General features: G+C 34.9%; 12 protein-coding genes and 1 tRNA gene. 3 read left to right on the forward strand and 10 right to left on the reverse strand.

Annotation, left to right across the window (positions count from 1 at the left end):
- Window positions 1-561 precede the first annotated feature (561 nt).
- Together ACP6PM_RS20035 and ACP6PM_RS20040 are read left to right on the forward strand one after the other, a co-directional pair.
- A complete protein-coding gene (locus ACP6PM_RS20035) occupies window positions 562-717 on the forward strand; it encodes a hypothetical protein (RefSeq protein ID WP_426587703.1) in 156 nt (51 codons plus the stop codon).
- Window positions 718-926: 209 nt separating this feature from the next.
- A complete protein-coding gene (locus ACP6PM_RS20040) occupies window positions 927-2,258 on the forward strand; it encodes a dicarboxylate/amino acid:cation symporter (RefSeq protein WP_426587705.1) in 1,332 nt (443 codons plus the stop codon).
- 1,332 nt (window positions 2,259-3,590) lie between these two features.
- Here ACP6PM_RS20040 and ACP6PM_RS20045 read toward each other — a convergent pair.
- The 9 genes from ACP6PM_RS20045 to ACP6PM_RS20085 all read right to left on the reverse strand — a co-directional run bounded on the left by ACP6PM_RS20045 (window position 3,591) and on the right by ACP6PM_RS20085 (window position 9,271).
- Complete coding sequence (locus tag ACP6PM_RS20045; RefSeq protein WP_426587707.1) at window positions 3,591-3,845, reverse strand: hypothetical protein; 255 nt, start codon at window positions 3,843-3,845, stop codon at window positions 3,591-3,593.
- 54 nt (window positions 3,846-3,899) lie between these two features.
- Window positions 3,900-5,045 carry an RNA-guided endonuclease InsQ/TnpB family protein gene (locus tag ACP6PM_RS20050; RefSeq protein ID WP_426587708.1) on the reverse strand — a complete coding sequence of 382 codons (1,146 nt, stop codon included), beginning with the start codon at window positions 5,043-5,045 and terminating at the stop codon, window positions 3,900-3,902.
- Window positions 5,046-5,090: 45 nt separating this feature from the next.
- Window positions 5,091-5,612, reverse strand: coding sequence for an aspartate/glutamate racemase family protein (locus ACP6PM_RS20055; protein ID WP_426587710.1), 522 nt, complete (start codon window positions 5,610-5,612; stop codon window positions 5,091-5,093).
- A gap of 15 nt (window positions 5,613-5,627) precedes the next feature.
- Window positions 5,628-6,125, reverse strand: coding sequence for a pentapeptide repeat-containing protein (locus ACP6PM_RS20060; RefSeq protein WP_426587712.1), 498 nt, complete (start codon window positions 6,123-6,125; stop codon window positions 5,628-5,630).
- Window positions 6,126-6,545: 420 nt separating this feature from the next.
- Window positions 6,546-6,725: a hypothetical protein gene (locus ACP6PM_RS20065; protein WP_426587714.1), complete on the reverse strand. Its 180-nt coding sequence runs from the start codon at window positions 6,723-6,725 to the stop codon at window positions 6,546-6,548.
- Window positions 6,726-7,125: 400 nt separating this feature from the next.
- A complete protein-coding gene (locus ACP6PM_RS20070; protein ID WP_426587716.1) occupies window positions 7,126-7,347 on the reverse strand; it encodes a PEP-CTERM sorting domain-containing protein in 222 nt (73 codons plus the stop codon).
- Window positions 7,348-7,374: 27 nt separating this feature from the next.
- Window positions 7,375-8,610, reverse strand: coding sequence for a hypothetical protein (locus ACP6PM_RS20075; RefSeq protein WP_426587718.1), 1,236 nt, complete (start codon window positions 8,608-8,610; stop codon window positions 7,375-7,377).
- Window positions 8,611-8,759: 149 nt separating this feature from the next.
- Window positions 8,760-8,832, reverse strand: a tRNA-Thr gene (locus tag ACP6PM_RS20080).
- A gap of 58 nt (window positions 8,833-8,890) precedes the next feature.
- Window positions 8,891-9,271, reverse strand: a complete 381-nt coding sequence (locus ACP6PM_RS20085) for a c-type cytochrome (RefSeq protein WP_426587720.1) — start codon at window positions 9,269-9,271, stop codon at window positions 8,891-8,893.
- 376 nt (window positions 9,272-9,647) lie between these two features.
- Here ACP6PM_RS20085 and petG point away from each other — a divergent pair, with 376 nt between their 5' ends.
- Window positions 9,648-9,761, forward strand: a complete 114-nt coding sequence (gene petG, locus ACP6PM_RS20090) for a cytochrome b6-f complex subunit V (RefSeq protein WP_293102365.1) — start codon at window positions 9,648-9,650, stop codon at window positions 9,759-9,761.
- Window positions 9,762-10,080: 319 nt separating this feature from the next.
- Here the strand turns inward: petG and rsmD are convergent, their stop codons facing one another.
- Window positions 10,081-10,644, reverse strand: coding sequence for a 16S rRNA (guanine(966)-N(2))-methyltransferase RsmD (gene rsmD / locus ACP6PM_RS20095; RefSeq protein WP_426587722.1), 564 nt, complete (start codon window positions 10,642-10,644; stop codon window positions 10,081-10,083).
- Window positions 10,645-11,031: the final 387 nt, after the last annotated feature.

An 11,031-nucleotide genomic window follows, 5' to 3' on the forward strand; every position in this document is an offset into this window, starting at 1 on the left:
GTGTGTTGTAATTTAGCTTATGCTTCCTCTCAAAGAGGGGGCTATTTTTTTGGTTTCTGACTATGATGATTTGACGAATTTACTGTAGCTTTACCAAAACTTCATCAAATTACTGAGTATCTTTACCAAATCTTGATCTAAAATTACGCAAATACTTGCTAGTATATGAAATATAGATAAATAAAGAAATTAAGTCTTCACGGAATATATTTAATTATTTATTGTATTGGTTTGTGTGTTGTAATTTAGCTTATGCTTCCTCTCAAAGAGGGGGCTATTTTTTTGGTTATGACTATGGTGTAATTTCTGAGGAATCTATTACTGGAGATTACTGATGGGAGATATTGCTATAAGGACATCCAATGAAATAGCTGCTACTATAGATTTATCGAGCAATAAAAAAATTAAGTATTAACCCTATATTTATTTATTTATTTAATGATTTATTGTATTGGTTTGTGTGTTGTAATTTAGCTATGGCTTCCTCTCAAAGAGGGGGCTATTTTTTTTGGTTATGACTATGGTGTAATTTCTGGCGAATCTATATACTGGAGATTACTGATGGGAGATATTGCCATAAGGACATCCAATCAACCTAAATTCCTGGGTAGTGGCTATGATGTTATTAAAGGGGCAATTAAAGGAGATGTATTAGCAGCTTATCGTGATGATTTAGAAGTCAAAAAGATTGTTGTAAACCAACCAAATGTGGCTTGAAAATTTCAAACTATTGCTCTAACAGATACTCAAGATCCAATCGCGAGCGCTCTACTTTGGTCTAGCAATAACCTGTTAGAATTTGTCAATTTATACCTAAAAATTACCAATACTAACTATAGTGTTAATGGTTTCTTGAGTGAATATTCTGAATTATTAGAAAAATCTAGTTTGTATAAATTAAAATAAAAATTTTTATTATTTTCATTATGATTAAAAACGAAGTATTTAATGGATTTAATTTTTATTCATTAATCAAGGTATTGGGTAATCCATGGTCTATTGTTCCTGGAATTTTACTAGGGTTATATTTGGGAATTTATCAAAAGAATCTTAGTCAGTCTTTAACTCCTTATGGAGATTTATATCTTAGGTTATTGAAAATGTGTGTTTTACCATTATTGTTTTCAGCAATAACTATGAGTGTAGGCAGACTGATAAGTAGTAATGAGGCTAATAAGTATATCAAACGTATTTTAATTGTATTTTTAATTGGATTGGTTGGTGTAAGTATAATTGGAGAGATAGTTACAGCATTAACTAATCCTGGAGGAAGTTTCGATGATTCAACCTTAACAACTTTGGGTCTAGTTGTGAACAAATCAGAATTAGATTTGGATATATCTCCTAATGGAGATGTTATGAATCAACAAGAAATTTTAATATCTTTTTTATTCAATTTAGTTCCAGAAAATATTTTTGTGTCTTTAAGTGAGGGTAATGCTCTAGCAACACTTTTTTTTGCCATTGTTTTTGGTGCAGCAATGGGAAATCTCGAAGAATCTAATAAAGAAGATGTATTTAATACTTTAGAAGTTGTATTTAAAACATTTATCAAATTAATTGACTGGATAATTTTATTCTTGCCGATAGGTTTGTGCTTCCTTTTAGCTAGCCAAATAGCAACTACTGGTTTTGATGTTTTAGTTGCTATGAAAAATTTTGTAATCGTGACAATTTTAATATTTTTTATTATTTATCTAGTTAGTACATTTGTTGTTTGGCAAAGGGCGGGTTGTTCTTTATGGCAAGTTGTGGTTAGTTTAAAAAAACCGACAATTTTAGCTTTGGTAACTAGAAGTAGTTTTACTTGCTTACCTTCTTCTATTTCTGCTTTAGCTGAATCCCTAAACTTTAATACACAAACAGTTAATCTAGTAGTTCCTTTAACTATGACAGTTTGTCGATTTGGTTCAGTTGCTTATTTTGCAGCCACTTCTATTTTTGTAGGTCAACTTTATCATAATCAATTAAACTTATCTAGTTGCCTAATTATTATCATTGCTTCAATTTTAGCGGGTATGGCAACAGCAGGAGCAACAGGAATTGTAACTTTAACTGTATTAGATTTAGTATTAAAACCCTTGGGTTTACCATTAGAAACTATATTGTTACTATTGATTGCTATTGATCCAATTATCGACCCTTTCCGAACTGTAGGAATTGTTCACACTGCAATTGCTGCTACAGCAGCGATCGCTGATTCCAATTCCCAAAAATCACCAGAATTTACCTCTGAACCTCAAGGATTAGAAGTCTAAATGGGGTTTGCGTATGGAAAGTCTTTTTGCTGAGGTAGGTATGGAGGTATGGAGGTATGGAGGGAATAGTTAAGAGTCAGGAGTTTAGGGGAATTATAGAGGAAGTTCTTGAAACCTACATTCCGCACTTCAAAATGTAGCATAAAGTATGAGTAGTTAGTAGGGAATGATTTTAGTTAATTATCTAGTTCCATCCAGTATTTATGCTTAATATTTTTTATGAGATTTGACTCCTGAGAAAGGTCAATGAAAATGATTCTTTCAGTATAAATACCTGCCAACCTACTAATTTCTATACTACTTTGAATGTTACAATTTGACGTGCGGAATGTGGGTTGAAATAATGGTTTCTTGATTTCTCTGCCTCGTGTTACCCCAAAATACTCATTTTTTCAACTCTATTAACCGAAAAGCTCGGTATTTCCAGGCCTAAAATTTCTCAAACCTTTATCTATAAGTGCTTTGATATTTAATCAGCAAACCCTATTTAGGGTTTGGGTATGGAAAGTCTTTTGGTAGAGGTAGGAGTCAGGAGAAATGAAGAATTTAGAGGAGATAGGAGTAAGAATTGCCCCCCAATTTTTCTGTCCTTAGTTCGCCCAAAATCCTAACTTTTTGAGCGTTTTAGACTCTTTACCTAGCACTTTTTGGGAGTCAAAAAAGACTCAAGTCTTTACCTGCTAATCCTTTAAGGTTCGAGCAGCAATCCCTCAATTCAAGCTATCCCTTATAAAGAACTCCTGAAAACCTTGTGGGAAGAGGGGGAAGAGGGGTAAGAGGGGGGAGGCACAAATCTTGTCTGCATTTCTCAAAAAAATGTCTAATTCAATACACTATTTCTGAGAAAAAAGCTGATTCAAGACTTCAGCATAACTAACTTGTATTGTCAAGTTTTATCTTAAGAAAGATGTTTATAAAGCATAGCAATTAAAGAAGGAATAGGAAGTAGGCGAAAAGAATTAATGATTTCTGCGCGATAAAGGTTTTAACCTTTTTAGATTGAAAAAAGTGCAAGTTTTTAGGTCGCTCAGGTTCAGAAAGTTAGTATTTTGGGTTGACTATGGCGTATTTTGGGCTGACTATGGCAGAAAAATTAAGGGACGATATCTTCTTCTCCTGACTCCTGACTCCTACCCTTACTAATCAGGACTTACGCAGAGGCACTATATAAAGCGTTCAAAAACTATAACGTTACACATATGCAGTAGTTATAACCCAAAAATGCGTAAGTCCTGACTAATAAGACTTTTTCAGCAAACCCTAATTAATTCTGTCCGAGTACTTATCAATTATCAATTATCAATTATCAATTATCTATATATCCATTATCGATTATCTATTATTAATATGACCAAACGCTAAATCTAAGGTCAGATTTGCTAAAATATCTAGTGGATCGATATCAATTAGGGTATTACGTTTGAGTTTCTTCAAGACCACCGATATCTCTGTACAACCAGCAATCACCAATTCTGCTCCTTGTTCCTCTAACCATTTCATCGCATTGTCTAAAATCAAAATTGGCTCTGGTAAAATTTCGGTACCTGTAGCTTTCACTCCCCAAGCTGGATTATAGATAGCATCCATAACATCCGTTCTTAGAAACCTATGATAATCTATATAAATCTATGATTATCTGTTCTATTTTTGCTTCATTCTGGCAACGTCTGCGTTATCCAGTCCACAAACTGTCACGGTCGAACTGACCGCCATAGCTAGATTTAAACTAGCATTCAAATCTCGATCGCAACTAAAATTGCAGTGTTCGCAATTGAAAACGCGCTCTGATAAAGACAGAGACTCTTTAACAGTTCCACACCTACTGCAAGTTTTAGAACTAGGAAACCATCTATCAACAATGATTAACTCAGAACCATATAACTCACACTTGTACTCTAACTGTCTACGAAACTCATAGAACCCCATATCAGCAACAGCCTTAGCTAGCTTGTGATTTGACATCATACCTGATACATTTAAGTCTTCTATTACTATTTGGCTGTGGTTTTTAGCCAAATAAGTAGTTAGTTTATGCAATGTATCTTTCCTGATATTGGCTACCTTTGTGTGTAGTCTAGCTATTTTTAGCTGTGCTTTTTTCCAGTTATTGGAAAATTTGGTTTTATGTCTGTTTAGGTATTGCTCTCGTGAGAGTTTAGCTTCTAACTTTTTGTAGGATTTAGCACCAACAAAAACCTCACCAGTGGATAAGGTAGCTAGAGATTTTACACCTAAATCTACACCAACTACATCTATTGATTTCTCAGTAATTTGAGTTTCTGTTTCTATCTTGAAGCTAACAAACCATCTATTAGCTTTTTTACTAATAGTTACAGATTTAGGAGTAACATTATCTGGCAAGATTTCATAAGTTTTAATCCATCCAATTCTCGGTAATTTTATGCGATCAAAACCTACTGATATTGATCCATCTAGAGTGAAACTATCATCCCTACCTTTTTTCTTGAATTTAGGCATTCCCGACACTTTGGTAAAGCAGCGTTTCCAGGCTGATGATAAATATCTCAAAGCATATTGAGGTGCTGTTTTAGAAACCTCGTAATACCAGAAGTTTTTCGGTTTAACCATTGCTACTAAAAGTTTATGCAGGTCAATTGCAGTAGGAAATTTAAGTTTACTATCAGGATTATTTGAATTGTGATTCAATATGTTTTTGGTCAGCCACAATCCCCAGTTCCAGGCATGACGGGCTACACCAGCGTGTTTAGCCAGTAAGGTTTTTTGCACTTTTGTGGGATGTAGTTCAGTTTTGAATCCAAGTAGCATAAAATCAAATACAGATAATCATAGATTATACTAGATAATCATAGATTATGTCAAGCTGTTAATTACCCTCTGTAATTGGGAGTCTAATTGTGGTGAAATCACAGTTAACCCTAAAGCACTTAAACTATTGTCATAAATTTTAGCTTGTAATGTTCCTGTTGTGGCCAAAACACCAATCTTGTGAGACTTAAGATAATGACTCTTAATAAATGCTCCAGTCGTATTCATCAGATGGACCCAGGGAATATCTAATTGAGGTTGTACCCTTTCATAAAAAGCATGAGCTGTGTTACAGGTAACTACCAAAAAATTAGCTCCTGCCATTTGTAAGATTTTCCCGTATTTAACTATCCAAGGACTACAGTCTGGCACTTCTCCCAATAAACTTTGAGTCCGATCGGGAATATCAGTAGCATTAATTAAAATCCAAACGGGATGGTGGCGATCGCCAACAACTCCTCGCGCCTTATTAAAGGCAATTAACCGACGTTCAAATTCAATATGTGCTAGTGGACCAACTCCCCCAATAATTCCAGGGATTGCTTTTTGCCGAGTCCATTGTTTCATAATCAAGATGCTAACTTAAGAACAACCTAAACTCTCGCGAGTTGCTACTCCTGTAATGGGATTTTTTCCTGAAGCTGTTTCACACATTAATTTTATCTGATAGCGATCTACCATTGCTCCAGAAAAATCTGTCCCTGTCACGTCTGCATTACGGAAGGTGCTACTCATCAACATGGCATCTGTGAAAATAGCATTAGTTAAGTTAGTTTCATCAAAGCTAACTCGATCTGCAAAAGTCTCAGTAAAATCTGCTCCTCTTAAGTTAGCTCGAAAAAAGTCTCCTTTAGTAATAATTGTGCTTTGCAGATTTGCACCTTGAAAATTTGCACCCCACATTGTTGCACCCGCAAAGGAAGTACCATGTAAATCTTGGTAAGAAAAATCTCGATCGTTTAAGTTTGTGAGAGTATAGTTGACAGTATTTTCTTGTGCTTGAGCCGGATAAATATTCATCAGACAAAGACCTGCAACTGTCAAAATTAAGACAAATACCAAAATTCCTTTTTTAAGCATTACAATAACTACTCCCAAAATTCAATCTAACTAAATTATAACTTACGCACGCACAAGGTATTTTCGGCATTACCAGCAATCATGAAGTCATCTCAAGCTAATACTTTCGTACTAGATGCGTAAGTTCTATAGTTCTATAAATGATAAATATATCAAATAATATGTCAATATTCAATTATTGGTGTATCGGAAACTTTTTCTACCCGTGAAGGTTATTCGTTGCAGTTAGCTGGTACTGGTAGCTCCTATAACGACTTTACTTGGCAGAATGCTTCCCCTAAGACTTATGACTCAGTAAACCAAGGACAAAATTTTGTTGTTTAAGGATTAAATTTTGTCAGTTTTTCATTGGTTAGGAATTAGACATGAATAAGTCTAATTCCTGCCAATATCTAGTATCAAAATTTAAGCATTCAGCTATTAGCATTCAGCTTTCATCTTTTCCTGGGGAATACGTTCTAATTTCCTGCAGAATGCTACTAAAACAGCTTTTGAAAGTAATAACTCTAAGGTTAGCTGATAACCAATTTCATTTCCTTTCCTTCGGAATGCTACGCAAACGGAATGCTCCGCAAACATAACTTTTAATTCTCCTTTCATAGCCGTTAACCTAGTTCCGACCCAGGAGGCTAGCTGACGGCTAAATACCTACATCAATATTGAGAACAAACCTATTTGCTTAGTGCTGTACTTAGACATTTTATGGTAGAAAAAATGCCTGTTTTGAAACTTTATTTACTTACCATTAATAATAAAAGCTTTGCCAATATTGTTCAGACAGGTTAACCAGTTATTTATAGCTATTTTCAGGTAGATCAACCACACAGTCAAAATCATAACCATTGTAGGAGCTATTTCGTACAGAATGCTTCGTAAACATGAATTTTCCCTACTAAGTATCTAGGCAAAATTAATTACCTAAATTTTATTGCCTCTAATTTTTACAACTTATTATTTTTAGTTTTAGAGTATGTTTCAATAATTAACAATTGACACTGCTTTAACTGAGCTTTTTAGATTTTAATATTAAACCACTTCCTAAAATTCCTAATATAAATAAACCTATTGTTGAACTAGGTTCTGGCACTCGAACTTCCTTACTAATCTTAGTATTTTTAACTATAAGATTATTTTTATTTGATAAATAACTATTTTTTACTGGTTGAGTTAATGCTGCTGATAGTAAACTAATTTGTGGTTGAGTATTCAAAGATTCTGCCATAGTTATTATTTGAAAATCAACTGTTTCTTAATTAAAGCCATCTAATTGAAATGTGTTATGAAATACCTCAACAGCAGTTTCATAAATACCAATACTTTCCTCAAACAAATAACCTAAATTTTGATTACCAATTATAGGTAACTCTAGACCAAATTCCCCGGCCACAAAATCCAGACCAAAATCAATACCTAAACTGGTAGAGTTGCTAAACAAGGCATGAAAATCAATAAATACTTCTATTTCTAGAAAGTCTCCTACATTATCAGGCATGATTAAGGAAATTTCATCTCCAATATTAAAGTTGATTATTGTGTTATCTTCTAACTGTAATCTGGCTGGTAATATGGTGGTTAAAGAAAAATTTTGCAACATTGATAAAGCCATTGCTACTTCTATATCGAAAAGATTGTAGAAGAAGCCAAGATTCCCAAAAATTCCTAAATCTAATTCTTGCTTTTCTTGTAATGATGGTAATCCAAATAATAGACTAGCTAAACCATCTAAATCTATGGCAGCTTTCATAAATTCATCTTCCCCAGATGAAATTAGTTGATTCTTGAGAGAATTTTTAGACTGAAATTTAGTTGTATTTACTTGAGGTAAACTAATATCAAAATCTCCGAATTTTTCATCTAGTTGTAAATTAACATTATCCCCATCTAGATTTACTAGATTAATTGTTTCATCAATATCAAATCCCAAATCTAGTTGATTTCCAGGCTCAATATTTACTCCTGTAGCTACATCAAATATTAAATCTAAATCATAGGAAGCATTTATACTTTTTGTCGAAAAACTGGCATGATCAGCAAAAGAAAAACCAGATCTAATTGTCAAGATTTCTCCTGCTTTTACAGATGTATCTGGAATCTCAAAAAATAAATCAACCGGAATTAAAGCATCAACAATACCACCGTTTAAATTAAAAGTATTTTGTAAACCTAATTTACCTTCTGTAAAAGCATTAAAACCTACATCTAATTGTTCAATTTGTGGCCAAATACAAACACCCCAAACTTTCTTACCACAACCAGTATTTTGAATCAGAGAATAGTTTTTTGCTAATGACTCATTCCACTCGACTGCAAACAAACCACTATCACCACCCCAACTAAAATTGCCGTTTTCCTCACCCCAAATATTCTGATTTGATGTGGTAAACTCTAAATCAAATTTGAGAGTTGTCCCTAATGTCACATTGGGTAGGGCGATCGCTGTAACACTAGCAACTACGACTGATATTACAGTCTGAAGTAGTTTCATTTTTTTATACCTCTCAAGACAAAGCTTTTATTCCAACTTCTTTTTTCTGTTGTTGGGGGTATGGTATCTGGATAATTCTGATGCCTTGAGATAAATTTATTTACTAGAAGCTCCTAAAAGTTCTAGATAACTAGGTTGTTAATATAAAAAGCCGGTGAGGAGACTCGAACTCCTGACCGTTCGATTACAAGTCGAGTGCTCTACCAACTGAGCTACACCGGCAACGTTTTTTAATATAGCAAAGCTAAAGCTATTTTTGCAACCCTTTTTTACTTTTAAATCATATTTCTTTTAAATAGCTTAACAAGTCGGCCATTTCTTGCTCATTGGCCTGGAATTGGGGCATAGGTGGTGTTTGGCCACTAACTACTTGCTTAATAATTGCCACGTCCGACTTATGTTGGGAAATTCCTTCTAAACTAGGACCGACCTGACTATCTGTAGGCCATTCGTGACAACCTGCACAATTCATCCGAAAAATCCCATGGCCTTTAACCGGGTCTCCCTGGAGGGACAATACGTTTTTGATATAAGGATCAGAAACTTGAAACTGATTAACTCCTAGGATTATAAATAGGATTACCAAGAGAACAGCCAGACCAACTAAGCTGATCCACTGTAGTAGGACTTCTTTTTTGGTGTCAGCAAGTTGGTTATCCAAAATCTTTAATATCTCAACAATTATGTACAAGAAAATTTAATATCAATTTACACATCTTAACAGTTTTAATTCTTTCAGGGGAAGATTTTTATCCAAAGTTTAAAGATTTAAATATATGGGCTAGAAAGTTTTGGGGGGAACAATCACAAGAGATTAATTAAGCCTCAATAGATTAACTTGTAATATGCTCTAAGCTTAATCCAAACTTTAATCTACTATATTATTATTTATGTTTTTGATTTTTGTTTTGAAATATTGGTTAGGTAGCGATCCGCTCTTAGCCTTAAGGCCACCAGAGGATGTCAATCCTAGGTTCAAAATAAATAGTAGTATTGATTAATAACAAACAAAAATTTCAATCAAAGGAGTTGGCTTCGTGGTAGAACCATTACTTTCTGGAATCGTACTAGGTCTGATTCTCGTGACATTGGCAGGACTATTTTTTGCAGCCTACCAACAATATAAGCGGGGCAACCAATTAAATATTTAATTAGCCAATCTTGCTGTCACATGATCGTTAGGTTCTCCGTAGGACTTAAATACTGGACAGAAAACGATAGCTATGAATCCAAATGGCACAAGCTAAGATTGTTCTAATTGTGGTGAAAAAGTCCTAAAAAATTTGTCAGACAGAATTCATTATTGTCCTTCGGAGCGGCATTGTGATGTGTCGCGATAAAAACACAGCCAGAAATATAAAATACAGGGGGATAGAGCATTCCCTTCTTAGAGTTTCCTGGAGTCATGCAACAGGGGGACTAGAAAGCGAGGGAGCTTACACTAACCTTGGGGTATAGTGTGGCAGTATGTCACGTTAAAATATTTCTGCCCTCGATGGAACAAAAAAAAGTTAAAGCTGTATTGCCATAAACTTTCTGCCGACAAATTTCTAAGGTGGGAACTGATTTAATCGGCCATCTTTCGGGACTATGTTCCACTGCTAACTCGCTGGTTGGTGCTAGAAGTTGATATTGAGCGATCGCCTCTAATACTGGTTGATATAAGTCACTAGCATAGGGGGGGTCAAAATAAATCAAATCAAACTGCTGCCCTACCAGCACTTTTAACCGTTTCAACACATCTCCCCGCAACACCTGAAATTGCTGGGATGAGGTAGCCACGAGTTGCCAATTTTGGCGAATTGTAGTACAAGCAGGGCCATATTGTTCGATGGCGATCGCTAAGGATGCTCCTCTACATAAAGCTTCTGCACCCATGGAACCCACGCCAGCACATATATCCAGCCATCGACATCCATCTATATTATTTTGCCAAATATTAAATACGGCTTCTCGCACCTTGGCCAAAGTTGGACGAGTTGCCATTCCTGGTAAAGTTTTTAGTTGACGATTACCGTATATTCTTAAATTCATGCTAATCAAAGGGAATATAAGGAGAATGGGGAGATATATTGACATCCTAACTGCCGTAAAACGGACGGGGATTCCTACTAGAAGGGCGAGGCTTCAGACCCAATTTTTCGGTGATTCAAAAAGGAATTATGCAAAAATGCTATATGTAGAACCCCTGAAGGTATCTTCATAAATTTAGCAACGAGTCAGGAGACAGGAGACAGGAGACAGGAGACAGGAGACAGGAGACAGGAGGTAAGAGGTAAGAGGGAAGAGAGAAGAAGGAAGATGTGGGGAGAAATAATACAAAAAATTCAACACTCCTTGAGATGATGATTTTTCCTCAAAATTGATGCGCGAAAAGACTTGACTACCATAATTATATAGCTATCAAATGGGTTCTATAGA

Origin of the sequence: Dapis brunnea BLCC-M229 (assembly GCF_050015995.1) — a bacterium.
Classification (GTDB): Bacteria; Cyanobacteriota; Cyanobacteriia; order Cyanobacteriales; family Microcoleaceae; genus Trichodesmium.